The sequence below is a fragment of the Flavobacterium filum DSM 17961 genome (genome assembly GCF_000425465.1).
Taxonomy (GTDB): domain Bacteria; phylum Bacteroidota; class Bacteroidia; order Flavobacteriales; family Flavobacteriaceae; genus Flavobacterium; species Flavobacterium filum.
The window spans coordinates 1-25049 of the sequence record NZ_AUDM01000025.1 but is presented as its reverse complement, the minus strand read 5'-3'; the positions used below and the strand labels follow the sequence as shown (position 1 = coordinate 25049).

5 protein-coding genes are annotated in these 25049 nt (G+C 36.5%); all 5 read right to left on the bottom strand.

Features of this window, described 5'->3' with window-relative positions:
- On the bottom strand, positions 1-7196 hold a 7196-nt coding region (locus H601_RS15720), incomplete at its 3' end, for an Ig-like domain-containing protein (RefSeq protein ID WP_035655950.1).
- Positions 7197-7398: 202 nt separating this feature from the next.
- On the bottom strand, positions 7399-13092 hold the full coding sequence (locus tag H601_RS16200) for a T9SS sorting signal type C domain-containing protein (RefSeq protein WP_026711794.1): 5694 nt from the start codon (positions 13090-13092) through the stop codon (positions 7399-7401).
- Between the two features lie 567 nt (positions 13093-13659).
- Positions 13660-19407: an Ig-like domain-containing protein gene (locus tag H601_RS16195; RefSeq protein WP_026711793.1), complete on the bottom strand. Its 5748-nt coding sequence runs from the start codon at positions 19405-19407 to the stop codon at positions 13660-13662.
- A gap of 247 nt (positions 19408-19654) precedes the next feature.
- Entirely contained in the window at positions 19655-21145 is a 1491-nt protein-coding gene (locus H601_RS0112295) for a T9SS type A sorting domain-containing protein (protein ID WP_026711792.1), read from the bottom strand.
- A gap of 134 nt (positions 21146-21279) precedes the next feature.
- The gene (locus H601_RS0112290) at positions 21280-24666 is read right to left on the bottom strand and encodes a T9SS type A sorting domain-containing protein (protein WP_026711791.1); all 3387 of its coding nucleotides are present in this window, start codon (positions 24664-24666) and stop codon (positions 21280-21282) included.
- Positions 24667-25049: the final 383 nt, after the last annotated feature.

Here is a 25049-nt window from a genome sequence, read left to right as displayed (position 1 = left end):
ACTACACGAACAACATTGGTTGTCATATTGGTTACTCTGAAGCGGTATCCATTTAACGCCACTCCATTTGGAATGCTTGATGAGAAGAAATCTCCTCTCAAAGCTTGATTAATCGCTGTTAGCGTTGCTCCGCAATTGTCATTACGTAAACGAGCTAAGATTACAGGACAACCATCGGTTGTACTACCATTACAGTTCTGATCAATTCCATCGTAGCAGATTTCTGTCGCTCCTGGGTTGATGCTTGAATTGTTGTCATTGCAATCGCCACCTACAGCTACGTAACCTACCGGTTGTGAACAAGCCATGAAAATAACTTCGCTATTTCCAAAACCATCACTATCTGTATCAGCATACCAAGGAGTGGCTGGTGTAATTCCTACTGTTGTAGTAGCAGTTCTTACACAGCTTCCAATTGCTGTAGTTACAGTAGATGTATACGTTGTTTCAACCGTTGGTTTTGCGTAAACAGAAGCAGCATTACCACCAGTATAAGCTACAGTTGCAGCAGCATCTGTATATAATCCTGTTGTAGGAGCCCAAGTTGTTGTAACAGAAGGAGCTGTGAAGTTAATTACTAACTGAGCAGAACCAAAGGTTGCATCAATAATTCCAGCATCAGCACCTCCATCATTAAATGTTTCAGTTAAAACAAGATTAATTGTACCACTAGTAGCCGTAAATCCTGTTACATTAACAGTTGGATTTGGTGAAATTAAACCACCTGAAGCTAAAGTTGAAATTTGTGTAGCCGCTAATGTGTGAGCACCTGTTAAAGCTACTCTAATCTCACTTCTATATGAACCATTGATTGCATTAACATTCGTAAACTGCAATTGAACAGAAGAAATAGTTGCACCTGCAGGAATTCCACTAATAGTAGCAGGATAAACAGCAGGGTTAGTACCTTCTGATTGAAGATTTGTTCCGAATGGAATGGTTACTGAACCTGGTGTTGGCAATGATGTTGACAATAACACAGCTGTACCATTTTCAGAACATACCGCAGGGTTTGCAGGTAAAATAGTGTATGCTAAAGGTAACGCATTAACTGTTACTGAGTAAGGAGCTGTATTAGCACAACCTGTAACTGAATTTGTTGCAGTTAGAACATAATTAGTGGTAGCTGTTGGATTAAATGTAAATCCGTTAGTAGCATCACCATTTACACCTTCACTTGGAGACCATGTATATGTATCATAGTCAGCAACATTTGATGTTACAGTTACAGAAGAAGAAGTTTCACCATTACAAATTGCTGTTGAAGCACCACTTAATGTTAATGCAGGTGGAGCTGTTACAGTTGCAGTAACTGCCGTTCTGTTAGAAGTACATCCTGTAGCTACTTGCATGTTGTAGAAGAAGTAGTAAGCTGTACTAGAAGAACCTGTCCAACCACCTGTTACAGACATATTGGCTGAATTGTAAGGGAACGTATTTGTAAAGTCTCTGATTAAACCGGTAATACCAGTTGAAGCTTTAACTAACAATCTATATCCTGTACCAGGAGCAACTGCAAAGTTTAACGGTAAAGTAACCGGAGTAGCTATTCCAGTACCTGTTACCGAAATAGCAGCAGTTGATAATAATTCTGTACCAGCAGAGTTATAAAGGGCAACTGTTACTGTACCAGTACCAACCGGATAAATAACTGCAGAATTGATTGTTAATGCATTGGTTGCAGTAAATACAATACCATAATTTGTTGATACAAAGCTACCATCTGCACCTGATGAAGATGCTTTACCGGCAGACTCAACTGAAGAACCAATTGAAGCAGCAACATAATAGGTTGTAGTTGTATTTAAAACAGGCGTTGTAAATGTAGAACCTGTAAAGATTGGTTGACCTCCTGTTGGAGCTGTAAACCAATTTAAGGTAGTACCTAATGAACCTTCAGCTGATAAATCAACTGTACCCGTTCCACAACGCTCACCTGGAGTTGTAGAAACAACAGCAGGTTCGTTTACACCTATTGTTACGCTATTAGAATCTTCAAACAATCCACTATTAGCACAAGTAACTCTGAAATAATATGTTTCAGGAGCGGTTAATACCGGTGTAGTATATGTAGCACTATTAGCACCTGAAATAGCACCAGAAGTATTATACCATTGGTATGATAAACCTGTCTCAGCAGTAGAGAATCCACTGGCTGTTAAAGTAGATGTTCCTGAGAAACAAACATTTGCAACTGAAGAAACTACAGTTGCAGCAGCAGGTGTACCTTCACAAGCAGGTTGTTGAACTACAATAAAGGTATAATCCTCAATTTCTCTTCTACCACCGGTAGCAGGACAAGCAGCAGGGCTTGTTGCATTAAAATCCATAGCAATACGCATTCTTGTAGCTCCCAACAATGCAGTTCCAGGAACTGTAAATGAACCTGATGCAGTTGAAACATAAGAACCTGTATTATAAACACGCTCAGTTGTTTGGAAAGTACCATCTTGGTTCCAATCCACCCAAATTGCAACACCTACTGTTGTTCCTGTTAATTGAGTTGTGAAACTTACAGCTGAATTTTGGTATTGAGAAGCTGATTGAGCTGTAAAATTACCATAACCTCCTGTAGAGAAACCAGAAGCTGTATTATTGATATTTGTTAAACCACCTGTAGTAGTGAAAGCATTGAAAAATGACGCAGTACTTGTTGCAGTTGGAATTGCACAGTAATCAAAAATAGTTAATGCTACACCATTTGAGTTTACAGAACAAGTTGAAGGTGAAGAAACAACAGCACGATAGAAATTACCTCCTCCAGTAGCTGCAGCACCAGAAGTTGTTACAGTTAACGTAGCTGAATCAGCACCGGAATAAGTAATTCCAGCTGGCGTATTATCCACAACATTAGTATATGGTCCACCAACTACAGCAGCTCTTTGCCATTGATAGGTAGCACCAGGTGTTGAACTAGCAACCGTAAATGTTCTTGAAGAACCTCTTAAAACGCTACCAGCAGTTGGCTGAGTTGAAATGGTTGGATTATCAATTGTTAAAGAAACTACATTTGATTCGGCATTTGTACATGGAGCAACTCCATTTACAATTGCTTGATAGTAATAGGTGTTTACTGGTGTATTGGACGCAGTTGTTATACCTAATGTTCCAGATACAGTTGTATTATAGGTAACACCTGTTGGAGTATTATTTACAACTGGACTAAATGGACCACTAGCAGAAGTAGAATATACCCAAGAAATAGAACTTGGTGTTCCGCTTGCTTCTACTACAAAACTAGTAGAACCTCCTGAATAACATGATGAAGTGTTTACAGGCTGAGATGAAACACCAACTGATGCCCCAACTGTTAATACTCCAACAGAAGAATTCACAGAATTTGCAGGGCCTTCAACTACTACGAAATAAGTGTAGTTGTTATTTGCAGTTGTTATACCACTAATAGTAAGAGAATTTGTACCGTCACCTGAATAAGTCAATCCACTCGTTGAAGTAGAAACAGGAACAAATCCTAAACCAGCATTTTCATACCAAGTGTAAGTATCTACATCACCTGAAGTTTCAACTGAAAACGTTGCTGAACCACCATCACAAAGTGATTGATTAGCAACATCTGTAGTAATTGCCGTATTTCCAACAGAAATAACAACACTTGAAGATTGTACAGCTTCACATGGTGAAGTTCCAGATACAATACAGTAAAACTCGTATCCATCAAATTCTTCAGGAGTGTCAATTATTGATAATGTATCGGTATCCACTCCAGAGAAATTATCTCCGTTTTCAACTTCTACATAGTCATCTGCATCAAATGAATAATAATACCATTGATATGATAAACCATCACCAGTTGCTGCAACAGAAACTGTTGAAGTTGTTCCGGTTTGGATTGATTTAGTTGAAGGTGGTTGAGTTGTAATAACAACTTGCTCATATACCGTTACAGTATAATCTTGAGTGGTTGTACAACCGAAGTCAGTTATAGAGAATGAAATTACGGCTGTACCAGCAGAAACTCCACTCACTAAACCATTTTCATCAACAGTAGCTACAGCTTCGTTTGAAGAAGACCAATCTGAACCAGCTCCACCAGGAGTTAATTGTAATGTACCATTGCTACAAACTTTATCATCCGGACCTGTAATTGGATTATTTACAGGATAAGTATAAACTGTTAAGTTAGCAGAAGAAACAGCTGTTCCTCCAGGTGTAGTTACATAAACTAAACCAGTAGTTGCACCAATTGGAACAGTAAAAGTAATTGTTGTTGGATTAACAACATTAAATACTGTTTCAGTAGATCCAATTGTTACACTTGAAGCATTACTAAAATAATTACCGGTAAGTGTAATAGTTGCTTCACTGTCTTCACATACAGAAATCGGATCAAAAGATGTGATTGTTGGAGGAGGTACCATGATTGATAAATTATCAATAGATAAATCATAATCACCAGACACCCATGTTCCTAAAATTCTCACCATTACTTCTTGCCCAACATATGGAGCTAAAGAATATACTTTTGATCTATAACCCGCTACTCCGTCATTTGTTGTAACGCCTAAAGATGTATATGACACACCACAGTTTGTACTCACAAATACTTCAAAACTACCTGAATCTGCTGCAGGAGCATCATAAGGAGAAGCATAATTTGATAATTTATAATCAAACATTAACGCTTGACCAGCTGTTATTGTTCCATAACTTGCTGTAGTTAATTGAGCAGTAGTTGCAGAGGCCCATAAATTAGCTAACGCATTATTACCAGGATTTCCTGTAGCACCTCTAAGTGCACCAACACTGAATCCTGAAGTACTCCATCCGGTTAATGTTGCTAAATCAGAGAAAGTTTCCGTAAAAGGAACCGCTCTTGGATTACCATTAATTTCAGATGTAGTTGAAAAAGCCTCTTCAGATGAGTTTGTACACGTTACTTTTAAACGGTATAAAATTACTGTTCCTGCATAAACAGGTGGTTGGTAAGTTAAGGTTGTTGCACCGGTACCTCCCACAGCATTACCCCAAGAGGTACCGCCATCAGTAGATTGTTCCCATTGATATGTAATCCCAGCATCAATTGAAGCTCCTGTTACGGTGATAGGTGCCACTGGGAAAGAAGGACAAACTGATTGAGAAGTTACACTCACAGTTCCACCATTAGGTGTTCCCTCGCACAAAGCAGTTACGGCAAAATTATCAAATGCCAAATAATAATCACCAGAAATCCATGTTCCAATAATTCTTACTCTAACATCTTGACCTGCGTAAGCTGCTAAACTATACGATTTAGTTCTCCAACCTGCTACACCGTCATTAACTACTGTTTCTAAAGTAGTATATGTTGCTCCATAATTCGTAGAAATTTGAACTTGATAATTTCCTGAACCAGCAGCGGGTGGATCATAAGGTGAAGAAAAATTAGCTAAACGATAATCAAAAGACAACAATTGATTAGCGGCTATAGTTCCTAAATTAGGAGTACTAAAATCTCCTGATGGGAAAGAACTATATAAATTTTTATATATTGTATTTCCTGGATTTCCACCTGCACCAGTAGAAGACCCTACAACAAATCCATTATTTGACCATTGAGTTGGTAAGGTTGTTGTAGCAAAACCTTCTGTCCATGGAACAGATGTTACTGTTGGTGCTGTAAAAGCACTTGAAGTACTCCAAGAACTATAATCAACACCTTCGTCACATACTGAACGAACGTGTAAATAATAAGGAGTTGCCGGAGCTAAAGAACCGATACTAGCTGTTAAACCTGTAGTTAAAGTTCCTGAAACCGGTGGAGTTGCAGAAGTTGTTACCGCCCATTCATATCCATCTGCTGGAACTGGTATTGCCGCATTCCATGATAAATTAGCATCAGTTGTACTTGAAAAAGCAGCTAATAAATTACTTGGAGCTCCTGAACATGAAGCACAAACTCCAGAATAAACAGCTTGCAAAGCAACACCATCAAACACAGCAGAAACATCAGAAAATAACTGAACCGTTAATGCTTGACCTGGAGCAGATACAATAGGAGTAATTGATCCGGTTGCCGTAATTGTTGCCAATAACGTACCACCTGTACCAACACCACTGTAAACTCTTAAACCATCACAACATGTTTCAAAGCCTAGAATTGAACCAGATAAAGTGATTACACCTGTTCCAGAGTTTTCTAAAACAATAAATCCATTGTTGTTGTTAGTGTATTGACCACTTGGTCCACCGTTATCATAAATCAAAGTACTCGAACCACAACTAACGTTGGCAGAACCAGTAGCTGGAATATTAATAGAACCACAACTTAAACCATTAAACGCAACTGCATTACTTTCGTTTGACTGACCACTACCACTACATGTAGTAACTACTCTGTAATACGTTAAACCAGCAGTTGCAGACGTTGAATAAGATGTGCTATTTGCACCAGAAATATTTGTCCAATCTGAAGCATCAGGTGAAGATTGCCATTGATAAGAAATTCCTAAACCAACTGATAATCCAGTTGATGATAATGACAATGTTTGTCCTGAACAACCTGAAGCAATGTTTGCTGAAACAGTACCCGCATTAGGTTGGCCTTCACATGATGGTGGAGCTAATTGAGTTACAGAAACATTATCAAAATTTAAAAAATAATCTCCTGAAGTTCCAAAAGTAGCAGAAAAACGTATAAATAACGAACCTGCCGGAGGATTAAAAGAAGGAGTAGTAAATGTAGCACAGCTGCCGGAAGTGACATGATTTGAGCCATTCACTGTAAATACAGTTGTCCATGGTCCTGTTGCTGACATACCATATTGAACATTAAATGAACCCCATCCAGCACCTGTCCCAGCGGTATTGGCACTCCAGTTGGCCACTTTATAATCAAAAGTTACTGTTGTAGCACCCCCAGTTGAAGTACCTACTGTTGGAGAGATTAATTGTCCTGTGGTTGCTCCAGAATAGATATTCCGTCTCATTGCACCACCGGTACCTCCACATGCAGTTGCACCGGTAAACCTCGTAAAGTCACCCGTAAAACTTCCGTTGTTAGTATTAAAATTTTGTGTGTAAGTGAACTGTGCCGAGACATCATTAAAGAAAAGCACAGCTACGAACAACCACAATTGAGCGAGCCATAATCCATATGATCGCTTTTTTGAAGAAGAGAAAGACGAATGTCCGTCCGGTTCTCTCGTTTTGAGCCACGTCCCCAAACGTGTACCCAAAGGAATGTAATTATTCATCATAAATTAAAAAATTGGTTTAAAATTAAGTTAGTGAATATACTAAATATGTTAATACGATGTTAAGCTAAAATTAGCAAATCGTTGAAAAGTTAATAAAATCGATAAAATGCAGTTCTATTTTTTAACATTAATAATTAACATACTGCATAAAAAAAGAAAAACCCTTGATTTCTCAAGGGTTTTTGCATTTTATTTCTTTATTTTAGTAAGCTATTTTTTTAGTCACTTTTTCACCATTTTCGGTTGTAATTTGAATTAAAAGTAGCTGATTGGCTACTTGTAATCCATCAAACTGAACCTCAGAAGTTTGAATATTTGATTTTGTTGTGATTAATCTTCCTCTAGCATCAAATAATTTAACCTCAGTCATGATTTCATTACCAGCATTAACAAAGATTATTTCATTGTTTTTATACACTATAATTGCATTGGAAAGGTCTTTAGGATTGTTAACTGACAAAGCTCCTTCTTCAAATTGTATTTCAAAACGATCATTGATTGTTCCTCCGGTTGTAGAGAACGTATAATCTCCTTGTTTTAAATCATGAACGATGCCTAACAATTTATCTTCTAAATAAACATTTTGACCTTGAACAAACAACCCGTCAAAATTTTCTAATTGGATAGTATATTCACCTGCTAAAGTTGTTCTTACTCCCATCGGAATAACATCTGTAACTTGGAAGGGAAGAGCACGTCCTTGAATAGTCAATTTATCTTGATTTAACAGTGAATAAATACTTACTGAATTTCCTGCTTCTGTTAAGTCTGCATCAAAACGTTGATCTCTCTCATTGGTTGCACCTTGTATATACCCAATTAAAGTTTGTTTATATGCTCCTTGATTATTAATCAAGTTGATCCACAAACGATGCTTTTCAACGCTTTCTGTTTCAACTTTAATACCACCTGAACGATAAAATTGGTTATTATTACCATACACACGAATAGTGTTGTTAAAGTTAACTGTTCCAGATGCAGCAGCACCAACAAAGAAACCTTGACCGGCCCCTATATTACCACTAGGTATAGACGTGTTAACCCCAGTTGTTGGAGCCGCAGTACCTACTCCACCAACTCCATTATACGATGCATAATCATTCGCATTATAATTGTTAGCTGTGATTGGTGTGTTGTGTGTCCAGAAATAGAAGTTCCCATTTAATACAGAACTATTTTCATTATATAAATCATTTGCAAAAATAGCACTTGGATATGGATTACCTAATAAATTACGGTCACCATTTCCACTCAATACAACATTCATAGAATATGGTCCATTATTTGGCACACCATAAAATTCTCCTGCCCATGGTGCAGGTACGGTTGTACTGATTGTGTTTGGAGCTCTAATAATATATCCTTTTGCTGTAGTCATTACTGATGCATTACTCACTGTTAACCATTGATAATTTGTTACTGTATGATCAAAAACATAAAAACGATTTGCGTTTGTGTTGGGAGAAAATGCACTTAACACTTGATTTGCAACAGGACTTGACCAATACGTATAATCATATTGAATAATTGGTGAAGAATTTCTTATATAACGAATTGAACCGCTGTTGGTTGCATCAGTATTTTGCAACAAAGTAGAACCATTTTGAAATACAACTGTATTGGGTAATGAAGGTCCATCCACTACAAACTCATTTTGTACGGTAACCGTAACACCTGAATTTATTGTTAAAGTTGCTCCTGTTAAAACCTGAATAGAACAAGCAGCAAAGTCAGCCGTTGCAGTATAATTTCCAGCAATTATTACTTTTTTATTGATTGCCGGTAAACCGTTACTCCACGTATTTGTACCCGTTAAAATGGTATTAGTAAATGTTACAGAAACAACATTAGAATTAACCGTATTACATACACCATTACCTACTACCGCTCTAAAATAACGTACAGTTGAAAACGTTCCAAACTCAGCCGGAGTAAGTGTAGTTGTAGTATTTGCGATAGGTGTTACACCAATGGTAAATGCCGCATTATCAGCATATTCCCAACGTACAATAGTTCCAGAATGTCCAGCTAAAGTTAAATTAGTGAAGGCTGAAGTATCACAATTGGCTTGTGTACCACTAACTGTTCCTGCAACCACCGGAATTAATGTAACCGGTACATTGGCAGAAGTACTACATCCCGCCACGTTAGTACTAGCCGTAAAGGTAACTGCTGCACTTGGCAATGCATACACAGTATTAGAAACTGTATTTAATGTATAAGGTGTTGTTGCCGCCGCATCTGTAAACAATCCCGGAATTGGTGTTACAAAGTTTGTTCCAACTGTAGGAGGTGTTGTATTCCATACAATTTGACCTAAACGGGTTCCTTGTACTGTTACATTATCAATAGCCCACCACCAAGCCCAGTTCCCGTTATAATTAAAACGAAGACGTAAATTGGTTTGATTGATATAAGCATTCAAATTAATATTTACCAAAGCAAACGCACTAGCTGTTCCTTGATTTATAGTTGACCAAGTTTGAAGTGTTGTCCATGTACCACCACCATTAGTAGAAATTTCTACAACGGCTGTACCATTGATATACGCTCTAAAATAATGATAAAATACTAAATTGGCATCGGTATAGTTGGCTAAACTAAACACAGGAGACGTTAATTGTGTACTCGTTGTTGTACCGATTCCTTGTGCATCTGAATTCGACATTACAAAAGTAGAGTTATCATTACTCACTAATGTTTGAGCACTCACATTATATCCACTTGCTCTATCGGTCCAAGCTGCATTTACAACGCTACCACCGGTTGATAGATTTGTTCTTGTCCAAGTTGGAGCACCGCCTTCAAAATTTTCATTTAACGCTACACTATTAAAGACAGTTCCTCCAGAAGCAGTCAATAATTCCGCCGGACCTGATTGACAAATCGATGGTGTTGCCGGTAAAACCGTTACTGCAGTTGGAGCTGGTGTTGCTTGATACGTATATTTAACCGTATTTAAACTGAATGGTGCTACTGTTTGTACAGCAGTAAGCGTATAAACTGTAGTTGTTGTATTATTAAAGGTATAACCAGCCGCTGCACTTCCTGAAACTCCTGTTGCCGGAGACCATGTATACGTATTATATGTTGGAGGTCCTCCAGCAGTTAACGTTACTAAAGGCGAGTTAGTGTTGGCACATTGAGCACTTGTTATAGAAGATAAAGTAAGAGCCGGTGGTGGTGGCACAACTCTAAAGTTGTAATCTTCCACTTCTCCTTGTTGGTCTCCAAATAATGTATTGATAACACATGGCGATGGACTAGTTGCCCAATAATCGACCATTACTCTCATACGATAAACTCCAGTTGGTGTTCCCGGTGGTACAGTAATTGTTCCTGTAGCACCAGTAACATAAGCCGCTGAATTATAAACTCTTTCTGCCGTTTCAAAGGTTCCTACAACACCCGGAGGATTGCCCCAATCTACCCAAATAGCAACTCCAGCATTGATTGGTGTAGTCATTGATAAATTAAAAGTAACACTTTGACCAGGTGCTTGAGTAACTTCTTGTGAAGTAGTTGTATAATCAATATATCCTGTTGGTAAAGCAAAACCGGAAATATTGGCAATATTGGTAATACCACCTGTAGTGGTAAAGTTATTGATAAATGTTGTTCCGGAAGCACTCGATGGAATACAATATGGTGGAACGTTTAATGTTGTAAAAGTAACATACGGTGTCCATTGTGAAAATATTCCAATTGAACAAATTGAACGTACATATACATAATAGGTAGTGTTATTGGCTAAACCAGATAAACTGGCTACCGTTACTCCAGCTCCGGTTGCACCAGATGGTGTTGTATTTACATTTAAATTACTTACAACAGTACCTGTACCCGAAGTTGGCACTAATAATGGTAAAGCATTACCGGTTCCTGAACCTGCAGCAGTGGCAATAAACTGCACACCGATTGCATTAGCAGTAGCCCCAACTAAAGTAAAGTTTGTTGTACCCAACGAATTTATTGTATACGACTGCCCAACTACAAACGAACCGGCTGTTACCGCTGCCGGTGTAGCCACAAAAGAATTACCAACCGTGTTTGATGAAGCACCAACAGTTGTAAAATCAAATGAGCCTACTGAAGTAATTGTATACGACTGCCCTGCTATTAAATTGGAACCCATGTTTACTTGCGGATTAACCGTAGTTACATAATATTGATAACCTGAGGGTTGATTTGGTGCCGGCGGCGGATTAGGAATTGACCAAGTAACAGTAGCCGATGTTGATGCAATTGAAGGAACATCAACAGCAAGTGAAATTGGCGTTTGACAAGATGACTCTATAATTTGAATATCATCTAAGAACAATTTTCCTTGTGCAGCAAGTGAATAGGCTCTAAATCCGAAATAATATACATCAGAAGTTGGAGCGGTAAACAATACCGTGTTATTAGAAGGTGAACCTTTAATATTGGTATGATTGGCTAATGGCAATGACATTCCGCCATTAGTTGGCGATAAACCATATTTTACTTCCATTCTGTTGGTAACCGTAGAAGGTACGCTTGACCCACCATATAAATAGGACAACTCATAGGTTGTGCCGGCTACCAAGGTAACCCCTTGTGTATAGAACCACACATTAGCGGCTTGTGTACCACTTTGCGTGTAAATTAAATGTTCATCAAAAATACCAGAATCTCCATCGGAATTTACCGTTGTCCATAAATTTCCTGCACTTAGATTTTGACGTGAGGTACATGCCGGTAAATTAGGAATGGTTGCAGTATCAAAATACAAGAAATAAGGAATTGCAGCTGCTGAACACAAGGTTGTAAACGGTCCAACAGACACCCAACCACTGTAATTTGAACCTCCGCAAAACGAACGAATATAAGCTGTATAAGTTGTTCCGGGTGTTAAACCGGTTATATTAATTGAATTTACGGTACCATCTATTGTTGAACCGCTTACATCATTTGGTCCTAAAGCTGTGCCCGGAGCTCCAGCAGTTCTAATTTCATATTGAAAATTGTTAGGCGTTGGTGATGGTATTGAATAACTTAACGTTGCGGTAGATATTAACACATTACTCATGGCTAAACCACTTGGAGCATTACAAAAATTTGGTGTCCAACGGAAAAGACGATTGGCAGCAGCTGTAATGATTTGAGTTGTTCCGGCAGTAATTCTAATAGCTCTTGCATTAGTATCACCGGGTGGAATTACACTTGGTGCAATTGGCCAAGGACGTGTTGCAACAGTAGATGCAGCATGCCATAAATTATTATAATCTCCATTCGAAGCACCTCTTAAACCAACTTGACCATTTGTTGAAGTACCAACGTTAGGCACGGCAGGCATTTCATCATAATGAATTTCAACAACGTTAGAGGTTTCAAACAAATGAATTTGCATGTTCATTGTATTTCCGGTATCCGTAGCAGCTCTTCTAAAAAGCCTCCATTCAATAATTAATTCACGGTTTGGAGCTGACCCTACTAATTCATAAGAAACTGAATTGGGCTGTGGAGTTCCGGGTACAGTTGAACCCACACTTAAATTCACAGCATAAGCCGCAATGGCTCCATCATATCCGCCACCTGTACTGATTGGCACATAGTTTCCGGCCGCAGCTGCTGAACCAAATGTTACAAACCCGTTGGCAGATACAAATAATGAAGTATAATTTGTTCCATTAAAATTGAACGTAAAACCAATTGGAATACTGGCAGGAGCCGGATCATCCCATGTACCACCATGAATTACCGTTTTGGTAGCAGGCAAATTGGTATACGAAGGAAGCGGCAATTGCTCCTGAGTATAAGAAGCTACCTGAGCCATTCCGGCAGAAAAGCTAAAAATCATCAGCAGCATTACCAACCATTTGGTAAATGCACGATTTGTTTTTTTGTTTGAGTAGGTTAGTAAAGTTGAATTCATAGTTTTTTATTTTGGAAATTCAGTTTTTAAAAAATAATTTCATCAATAACTGCCATTTTGATTTCTTTCTCAAAAAGAAAAAACATCGACAAAAAACATCTTTTATCGACAAATAACATTTATTTTAAAACAGCGTTTGATTTTTCTGATATTTAGCAACATATTTACTTCATAATCAGCGTCAAACGGCTTGTTTTTTAATGGTTGTAACAACAAATGTACATTTTTTATATCAAAAACAAACATCATGATTTACTATTTTTTAACAATACAAAAATGTTTTGTTAAATTTATAACAATTATGCGATATGTTTTCGCAATAAATGTTATTGTTTCGTAAATGAATTTCAAAGCTATTGTTTTTGAAAAATATTCAATTAACGTTTCGATAGAAAGTAAAAAAAACCGATAAAGTCATCGTTAGTTATCAGAATTTTTAGTTTTGGATAAAAAACACTACCGATTAGTGGATATTTTTAAGAATACAGTTGTAAATAAATTGCCTATTAAAACAAAAAAGGATTACTGCACATGCAATAATCCTTTTTTTAGAAGTGTATATTTTTATTAAAAAACTACTTTTCGGGTTACTATACTTCCGTTTTCCAGTTTGCTTTGTACTAAAATCACTTGATTTGCAAACGACAAGTTTTCAAAAGTAACTGAAGCCTGAAGAATGTTTGATTTTGTGGCTAATAAACGCCCGTTCAAATCAAATAATTTTACTTCATTTAATTGATTTAAAGCACTGCTTTGCACCTGAATGGTTCTATCAAATTTAATTACTTGAAAAATTGATGCTTGAGGGTCATTAATACTTAAGCTTCCTTCTTCAAATTTAAGAATGAATCGATCTTCAAACGAACCGGAAGCTGTTGAAAAAGCATAACTACTATTGCTCAAATTATGTGTGATTTGAAGCAATGTATCTTCTAAATAAATTTGTTGACCGTTGGCAAAAAGGCCATCGAATTGGGAAATCGAAATTTGATAGTTACCTTCTTGCGTAACTCTAAATCCAAGCGGAACAGTATCAGTTGGTAAGAAAGGTAAGCTTCTACCTTGTATACTTAATTTGGTATTATTTACGATAGAATAAAAATTAACAGAATTTCCGGCTTCAACAGCATCGGCATCAAATCGGTTATCTACCGCATTAGTTGCCCCTTGAATATAACCAACCAATTGTTGTTTAAAAGCCCCTGCAGCATTGGTTAAATTTAACCAAATTCTATTTTTGGAAATCGTACTTTCTTCTATTTTATTTCCATCCGGTCTAAAGAAATCAGCATTATTGCCAATTACCCTCATTGTATTTGCAAAAGTAATTGTGCCTGAGCTTAAACCTTGTACAAAGAAACCTTGACCTGCGGCAATATAACCGGAAGGAATGCCATTATTTATTCCTGAATTAATTGCAGCGGCAGTTCCACCGGTTTGATTATATACGGCATAATCATTTTCGGTGTAAACATTATTTGTTATTGGTGTATTATGTGTCCAGAAATAGAAACTACCTTGTAAAATAGTTGGATAAGCATCTGCCAATAAATCTGCATGAATGGCACTTGGATAAGGATTACCAAGTAAATTACGGTTACCAAGACCATTTACAACAACGGTAGAATCGACATTTCCATTGTTTGGCACACCGGAAAACAAACCGTTAAAAACAGTTGGTACAGTTGTGCTATAATTACTAGGAGCTCTAATGATGTATCCTCTACCCGGCACCATTGTTGAAGCACCCGGCACAGACAACCAATTGTAAATAGTATTATCAAAAATATAATAACGATTTGGATTGGTTAATGGAGAAAAAACATTCAATACTTGATTGGCTACCGGAGATGACCAATAAGAGTAATCATTTCTTATCATAGGGTTGGCTTCACGATAATATTGAATATTTCCTGTATTGACAACATCATTAATTTGAATTAAAGAAGCATCATTTTGAAAAACCAAACTTGTGGTAGCCACCGGACCGGTCACATTTACATTATTGGTAATAATTAATGCATGACCACTTTGAATGGTTACATTTCCGGATTGCACTTCTAAGGAACAAGCGGTTACATTTCCTGTGGAAGTATAATTCCCCATAAAAATTGCTCGTTTGGTTGCATCGGGTAAACCATTAGACCACGTTGAGCCATTCCAAATAGTGGTAGGATATTCAACAGCAGCAACATTAGAATAAACTATTGGACATACTCCGTTTGCGAGAACAGCTCTAAAATATCTTGTATTGGAAAAAACACCCATTTCAACTGAACTTAGGGAAGTTCCGGTGAATGCGATTGGAGTAACATTAACCGTAAAAGCTAAATCATCGGCATATTCCCAACGAATAATTGGGCCAAAGCTACCAACTAAATCTAAATTTGCAACAGCTGATCCTGCACACAAAGTTTGGTTGCCATTAAGCGTACCTGCAATTGGCTGAGCATCAACGGTAATAGTTACAGACGACTGAGAATCACAACCATCAATTGTTGTTACAATTGCATCGTATGTTCTAGTAACAGTTGGTTTAGCAAAAACGGATGAAGTTGGAGTACCTGTATAAGGAATGGTAGCAGCTGCATCAGTATATAAATCGGTTATTGGCGACCAGTTTACGGCTGTAGCTACAACACCAAACACCCGAACATTATCAATTGCCCAACCATAATCCCAAGTAGCTTCAAACAAAAATCTTATTTTCACAAAACTGTTGCCTACATAAGGAGAAATATCAATAATTCGGTTTACAAAGTTAGAGGCACCACCTTGAATTCCGGTATAAGCTCCAACAAGTGTCCAAGTTGCTCCATTATCAATAGAAATTTCAACATGAGCTTTATTTCCAGTAATCCATCTTAAATAATGCCAAAAATTGATACCAGCAGAAGAATAACCGTCTAAACTGAATGTTGGTGATTCTAAAGTTGTTCTTGTTAAATTACTACTAGGAGAACCTTGAGCATCGGAATTTGCCATATAAAATTGAGAGGCGTCGTTACTGCTAGCATTAAAAGTCCAAGTACCACTTGTATAACTGTAAGTACTATTTCGTAAAGTCCATGCAGCGTTAGCCACATTTCCACCTACAGAAGTATTGGTGACTGTCCATCCGCTTGCTCCTTCGAAATTTTCATTAACGATATTAACAGCAGCTGATGCACCAAAGGTAGCGGTTAAAGGTTGTATTGTACCTTCACAAATGGTTACATCTCCCGGTAAAATTGTAATACTTGGAGGTGAAGGATTTACAGTAACCGTTATTGATGTATTAGCTGAACAAAAAGCACCTGATGTTTGACTAGCTGTAAGCGTATAAATGGTTGTTTCTGTAGGATTGAATGTATAGCCGGTTCCAACTGAACCGGATACACCGGTTGCCGGAGACCACGTAAAAGTGTTAAACGAACCTGCTCCAACTACATTTATCACAGCTGTACTTTCTCCGCTACAAATTACAGCAGAACTAGCACTTAAATTTAAACTTGGTGGAGGAGTAATTGTTGCTGTAACAGGTGTCATAGCAGACAAACAAGTGGTTGTAAATCGCCAATTATAAAAGAAAATAAAAAATGAATTATCAAAATTGTTTCCTATAATTGAAGCTACAGAACTTGTATATGGATAAGCGATATTATCAGCATTTCCAATCAAACCGGAGGTTGGAACGGTTGTTAAGCTTACCGAATAATTTCCGGGAGTAAAATTATAGTTAACAGGAATGGTTTGAGGAGTATTTCCTCCTACGACAGAAGTAGTAAAAGGGATAGAAGCCACAGCTACATTTAAAGCATTTCTAATTACCATCAACCCACTTTGACCGGAAGATAGAGGAAAAATATCAACGCCTAATAACTGTGTTTCTTCCGTTATTGAAATAAATACAGCTGATGGGGTTGTTACTAATGCTTTATTTCCTGCTATTGCATTGGGTGTTCTAGGTCCTGCAGAAACATTTCCACCGGCTGCTTTAGCTTGAGCATAATATGTTGTATTTGCTGTTAAAGAAGGGGTTGTAAAAGTTGAACCGGTGAACAATAAATTACCCCCAACGGCTGCATCATACCATTGCGTTACAGAACCTGAATTAGGAATAGCTACTAAATTTACGGTACCATTTCCACATCTATTTGCGGGAGTAACCGTTGTAAATACTGGTGGATTACATTCTGTACTAAAAGCAAAAATAAAAGTCCAAATACTTACATCTGTGCCCCCACAATTTCCTCTAACCCAGATATAATATGAAGTTGAAGAAGTTAAACCACTCAAAGAGATAGCATTTGAACCAAAAGGCACGGAACCTGTTGGGACAGTTGCAACTGTTGGAGCAACATCTGAAGTTGATAAATAATATTGATAGCCTTGAGAAGGTTCTGTTGAAGGAACATCAAATCCAATAGTAGCAGTAGTTGTTCCAACAGCGGTTAAATTCAAATTTTCAGGTTCAAAACATGTTGGAGCTACGGTAACACTAATGTCATCTAAAACCAAATAGCTCTGATTGGCGGCACTATATCCTTGAAATCCTAAGTAATACACCCCATTTGTTACTGGTGTAAAATCTACAAAAGCCGACTGATATATAGTATTCGTAATATTTGGTAAATCTAATATGGTAATACTCATTTGTGCAACCGATTGTCCATTACCTAATCTAACTCTTAATCGTTCAGATAGACCACCTGTTGCAGTAGAATTATATCTAAAAAACAACCGATAAGCAGTTCCACCATCCAATTTTAAACCGGGTAAGAAAAACCAGTCATCCATTGCTACGGTTGTGTTTTTATTTAAATATAGTGCTCTTGGTGCAGAAGCAGGATTAATAGCTTGCACTCTCCATGAAGTACCGTCTGTATTATCATCAACAGTTGCTGTACAATTAGGTATTGCATTTACAGCTGTAGTATCAAAATTTTGATTATATGGAACAAAGTAATATCCACAAGGTAAAGCAACAATTCCTGTGGAGCTGTTGATGTTACAACCTAATCCAACCGCTCTAACTCTAAAATAATAGGTTGTTAAAGGGGGTAAATCGGTCACGGTAAAACTTGTTGATCCTCCCGTTAACACATTATTATAAGCAGGTAAAATAGCTGTAAAAGTATTGTTAGTGGAAACATCAATTTGATAGTTTGTAGCTCCCGGTACTGCATTAAAATTAATGGTAAATCCATTTCCATTAATAGCAGAAGTAGCTAATAAAGTAGTGGCAGGAATACAAGTTGTTTGACTTCCTGAAATCATATTGGTAAAATTATAGAGAGGACCACCAAGACAATCCCCATCATATGGAATAACCCAATAATAATAAGTAGTATTGTTTGTTAAACCGGTTTGAACAAAATTGCTTGCGTTAGAAGTACTAATAACATTGTATGTTCCTCCAATAATATTTCCGGCACCCCAATATGTTCCATTAGGTATTAAAGTAGCATCCGGCGGGGTATTAATTGTACTTCTTAAAACTAAATAACGCACTGATGAAGGTGTTGTAGGAGTAAAACTATTTCCCGTGAAAGCTGTTGTTGTAACGGATGTTCCTCCAATTACTAAAGAGGAAGGACTTCCGGTAGGAGTTGTACAAGCCGGTGGAACACTGTAACGATATACCAATCCGTTATCTGGATATTCGGCTTGACTTGTTCTTACCGTACTTGAATTAGCCGTACCTAAAGTAGTTTTTAGAAACCAAACGTTATTTATATTTACTCCAGCTTGTAAACGATTATTAACATTAGACAAAAAAGTATTGTTAGGCCCTCTTAAACCAACTTGAGCTGTAATTACAGTAGTATTATCCGGAAAACAAAAACCATAACGCAACTCAATTTCATTAGATGTTTCGTACAATCTAATTTGAAAATTGAATACTCCTGTCTCTAATTTACGTACTGCATTTTTCCATTGTACCACAAAAACTCTGTTTGGAGCTGTACCAATAGTATTGTACGTAATTGCATCAGTATTTGAAATTAAATCTGTACCCAATGCACTAACGGCTCCATTATATGCAGAAGCGTTACTCAAAGGAGCATAATTATTATTTGCCGGCTGTACAGCTCCAAAAGTAATAAAACCATTAGGGCTAATAAAGCACGAAGTAAACACGGAGCTATTATACTCAAAATTAAATCCAAAATTTGCAGAAACTGCAGCACCGGCAACGTGATTATCCCATGGAGAGGCATAGGCAACTGTTCCACCGGATATTTCCGAATAGGTTTCTAATGATTCACTAAAACTATAAGCAGATATCTGAGCAATACTTTTTAATTGAAAAATAAAAAAAAGAAGAACCATCAATGTAAAATTTGACGGTTTTATTTTATTAAACAGACTTAGTATTATTTTTTTCATTCCAATTTTTTATGTAGGTTAATTAGGGGATAACTATTTAAAAATCACTTTTTTCCATGCTAAAATTAATGCAAAAGAATTGAACTGAAATTATTTACCTTTTAATTTTTATGAAATTCGTTAAAATGTAGATAAAATCGATAAAATGCTTAAAATTTGAGTTTAATTATTAAAATACTTACAATTATGATTATCTTTTAATTACCTTATCGAACCAAGTTCTATTTCCGTCATTTATTTTTAAATAATAAACACCAGATGATAAGTTTTCACCAAAATAAATAAGTCTTTCAGCATTTTCAACTTCTTTCTTTTCAATCATTCTTCCAAAATTATCATACGCTTCTATCGACAACTTTTTTATTGTTTGTTTGCTATTTTCAAGATTAGTTTGAATGGTAAAAAAGGAATCACTTGGATTAGGATAAATAAGATATTTGTCTTCAGAACGTTCCGATATACTTAAATTTTCTTTCAACACACTACCACCCGGAACTTTTACATTGCAGTCTTTACCATAATAATAAAACCCGTAAATCATAGACTCAACAGCTAAAGAATAAGTTGCTCCAGTTGTTAAAGGTGATAATTGGTTAAAATTTGACAGCCTAAAAGTTCTAGCTGTTGACGTTATTGTTTGTGAATAACCGTCTTCGTGAGAAAGTGTATATCTATAATTGGTTACACCTCCAACATATTTAGCATAAATTACAGTAGTAAGACTAGCGGGGTGTAATCCTGCTTCTTCACCGCAGCCCTCAATCCAAACTTCTGGCGGATGTGGAGAAAAAACGGAACACGGTGGTCCGTATGATGATGACCAAACCAATCCACTTGCCGTTAATCCTTCTGCTTTGACTCTAATTCTATACTCCGCACTAAATTTTTTTGATATTCCATCAACGAGCAATAGATTTAGAGAAGCTCCCGTTTTTATTAAAGTAACTGTTTCAATTGGAATTCCACCTTCTATTAATGAAACCTCAAATTCATAACGCGTTGCTAAAGGAACCGGAATAGCTCTGATAATTGAATTCATGTGAGGAACCTGTAAGTTGCAGGAATCCTCATCCATTACTGTACCGGGTACAGGTGGAGAAAAAACTATACAAGATGCACCATAAGGCATCCACTCATTATTTAACTGTATGGCTACTTCCACTTGAAAAGCACAATCATACATAGCCACAGATGATTCCACTAATTGAATAATGGGTAAACTTTTTTGAACAATATCGGTTTGATTTGTGGTTAAATTTTTAATCTTAAATCGATACGCATTCACTACAACTCCTGTTGGCAATTGATATACAGAAATTGATGATGCCCTAAACTGGTAATTTAATGCCGGCAGTATTGTATTGCAATGAATTGGTCTGATTTGCGTAGTTAATTGGGCACACGATTCACTAATCTCACCATTACAATTATTATCAATTAAATCATAACATACTTCTGGAGCACCAGGATAAACCAATGGATTGGTATCATCACAATCATTAGCATTTAAAACATATCCTACTGGTATTGTACCTGAATAGGACAACGGTTGAGCAGGATTTCCATAACCGTCACCATCAAAATCTCTGTAACAAGTTAATACAGCATCAGCATAAACAGAAGACACGGAAAAGAAAAGAATTATTATACCAATAAAATTAAAGGGGGCTTTTAATTTCATATTTTATTTTTTAACGAAACAAATGTAAGTAACCATAATAAAATGTTAAATTAAATTTGATTAAGTTATCATTAAAAAGATTAACAACACAAAACCTCCGAAAATTCAGAGGTTTTGTTGTTATTTGTTAAAATTTATTGTTTCACTATTCTGATTATTTTTATTTCATTTCCATTTGAAACTACGGCTGTATATACTCCTGAAGGAAACTGTTGCCCTAGTTGCTTTTGATTAATATCACTTAGTTGACCATTAAATGTATCGATTAATCTGCCGGAAATATCATAGAAGGAGATATCTACTTTAGTTATATCAGATTGAATTTCAAACTTAAAATAGTCTGATGTTGGATTTGGATAAACAATTGCATTAAATGACGTATTATTTTGAATAGCCACTTCTTGATTATCATTAACAACTTCACTTTCTTTAGTATTGCCATTTCTTGTTAATGTTCCCGGTACTGTAATGTTACAATCTTTACCTGGATAATAATAACCAAATACCAGAGCCTCAGTAACAATTGAATAACTGCTTCCAAGAGTTAAAGAAGAAAGACTATTAAAATTACTCAATCGAAACGTTCTGGATGAACTTGTATACTGTTGAAAATATCCATTATCATCACTCAATGTAAAACGGTACAGAGTTGCACCCGCAACAGGTGTAGCATAAATAACCGTATTCAAAGAAGATGGATTTACACCGGATTCAGAATCACATCCTTCTATTTGTGATTCAGGAGCAATTGGACTGTAAACTGAACAAGGGGCTCCATAATTTGTTGACCATTGTAATCCTATAGCAGTAGGCACTTCTACTTTTACTCTTATTTGATATTCTGCCCCAAATTTTAATGAGATTCCTGTCAATTGCATTAAATTTAATGAAGCACCAGGTCTGGTTAAAATGGTTGTTTCTACCGGAATTCCTCCTTCGATAAGCGAAACTTCATATTCATAATTAACCGCTGAAGGAACAACAACTGCTCTAATAATGTTATTCATTTGAACTAAAGTTGAGCCACAAGACGAACTTGCGATAACAGTACTAGGTACATCTGGTGTTACAACAGAACATACCCCTCCATAAGGCATCCACTCATCATTTAACCGAATCGCTACTTCTACGTTATATACTGTTCCGTATTGAGCAATATCAGTTGAAGAAATTTGAAATATATAGTTAGGTCTATCAACAACACGAACAGCATTTGTGTTTGTGTTTGTTAATCTAAATCTGTATCCATTCAATATCGCTCCTTGTGGGATTGATGTTGAAAACAAGTCCCCACGAAGTGATTGTGTTATAGAATTTAATGTTATACCACAATTATCATTTCTTAATTGAGCAAATACAATTGGACAACCATCATTAAAATCATTATTACAATTCTGATCAATACCATCAAAACAAATTTCAATAGCTCCTGGATTTATTGAATCATTATTATCGTTACAATCAGTGTTATTAGTAACTCCACTTGGTGCTAATTCATTACTTCCATATCCATCATTATCAGCATCAATATAGGTCAAAACATTGTCGTTAGTATCTAAAGTATTTGTTACACCTATACAACCCACAAGAATTAACGACCCAAAACCATCTCCATCTAAATCTTCATACAAAAGTAAATTATCATCACAATCTAAATCATTCGTTACCGTTCCGCAGGCCAATTTTGGCAAAACTCCAAAACCATCTCCATCAGTATCGGTATAATATGTAATTGCATCATCACAATCTGAATCATTCGTTACCGTTCCGCAAGCCAATTTTGGCAAAACTCCAAAACCATCTCCATCAGTATCAGTATAATATGTAATTGTGTCATCACAATCTGAATCATTTGTTACCGTTCCACAGGCTAATTTTGGCAAAACTCCAAAACCATCTCCATCAGTATCAGTGTAATACGTAATTGTATCATCACAATCTAAATTATTAGTCACAAAACCAATTGGTTGCCCTGTACAGTTTGACACTGAAACTAAAGGATCACCAAAACCATCACCGTCAGCATCTGCATAATAGGTTACGGCGTTTAATAGCGTTATTATTGCACCATTGGCACTTCCAGCTGCATTTGTTACAACTAATTGCCCTGAAACTCCTTGAGGAACATTTACTGTTATTTGAGTGTTGGATTGAGCCGTAATTGTTACAGCTGTACCTCCCACTGTAACAGAATTAACATGAATCAAGTTATTCCCATCGATTACAACAACTCCAGCTGCATTATTACAGATAGCTGAAGGATTTGTTGAAGAAACTGTTGGGGGTATCATTGATATTGTACCTAAAAACAAGAAATTATTTATACTGAACTCACCTGTACTACCTCCGGCATCATACCCATATAATCTAAAGGTAATAGTCTCTTGAATGTTTTGATATGTGGCAGAAGACAAATCAATGCTTCTATTATGAGCATTTGTACTTGTTGTTGTATAATTGGTACCTATCGAACTAGCAAAATTTGATAAACTAGAACGAAAAGAGAAATCTTCCGGTGCATTTGAATTTCTTCTTTGTCCTTCATAATCAAAACTTTCAAAACTTAATTGATACCCAACATTTGGAGTGATTTGAAATTCATAATAATCTGAAGAATTAAGCGAATTACTTGTTGTCCAATTTGTTGCACTATAAGCTCCGTCTCTATTAGCATTAGTAATTCCCGAACCTCTCCCAATTCCTGATGCAGTCAAGTTTGAACCCACTTGTTGATTTGTTGTATATGGATTTGCAGAATTGTTGTTGGTTGTAATATCATTCAATACCAAAAATGAAGGTACAGTATAATTAACTGTGACATCATCTATTGCCAAACCATGATCATTACCACCGTGATTAATGTCACGCCATTTAAGCATGATATATTGACCATTTGCTAAGTTTAATCCTGTGAGTGTAACATTATTTACACTAACACTATTTGTGTTACCATTTAAGCTTACATCATCTGACCCGGAACTAACCGGACCATTAAGATTTAAACCAGACACACTCGTCCAACCCATATCAGTATTTGGTGATAAGTTTGATATTATGGATGAAGAAGTTTGATAACTAAATGTAAGTCCTTGTGAAGTATCACCTCCTTTTCTCCATTGCTCTAAAGAATACGAAACAGTTATAGAAGAAATAGTCAAACCGGAAGTGTTTCTTAACAACAAACCTATTGCAACGTCTTCCGTTCCATTACTATTTACAGCTCCTAAAGCCCTTTCACTATTTCCAGTTGATCCAAAACTATAGAATGAGCCGGTTCCAGAGCTTCCATTACTTCCCGTATAAACATTCGGAGTGGCATTATTGTTCTCCCTTTGAATATACCATGATGCTAATGTAGAATTATTGGTAAAGTTATTGTTTCCAGAAGTTGCCAAACTATTAAAATTTTGACTATAACTCCCGGTAGAGGTCATGTTTACCTGTCCAAATGAAAGGACAGATACCAGCAAAAAGGCTTTTAAAATAATAAGCCAATGTAATTGTAATTTTCTTGTTTCCATATTTAGTGCATTTTGTTACTAATCTTTTTTTGGAAACGTTCATTTCAGGGTTGTGTGGTATTTTGGAAATGATTACAACAAATTTAGTATGAAACAAATGAGAAAAGTTTTTAAATCGTTCAGTTACAATTATACTCGACAAAATTCTCATCTACAGTAGTTTACCTTGTGAAAATTACCTTTAATCGATAAAAAAACTCCTCAATTTCTTGAGGAGTTTCTATTGTTGTTAACTCAGTACCTTAGTGCCTCAGTACCTCAGTACCTTTGTTTATTGTTTATCGCTTTACCACACGAATTACGCGGGTTTCGTCTCCTTGGGTAACAATTGCATTGTATACGCCTGCTGGATAACGTTCTCCGATTTTTTGTGATGATAAATC

What these genes read in the sequence shown, in the direction of transcription:
- H601_RS16200 (WP_026711794.1), bottom strand. Translation starts at nt 13,092, where the DNA reads ATGAATTCAACTTTACTAACCTACTCAAACAAAAAAACAAATCGTGCA.
- H601_RS0112295 (WP_026711792.1), bottom strand. Translation starts at nt 21,145, where the DNA reads ATGAAATTAAAAGCCCCCTTTAATTTTATTGGTATAATAATTCTTTTC.
- H601_RS16195 (WP_026711793.1), bottom strand. Translation starts at nt 19,407, where the DNA reads ATGGTTCTTCTTTTTTTTATTTTTCAATTAAAAAGTATTGCTCAGATA.
- H601_RS0112290 (WP_026711791.1), bottom strand. Translation starts at nt 24,666, where the DNA reads ATGGAAACAAGAAAATTACAATTACATTGGCTTATTATTTTAAAAGCC.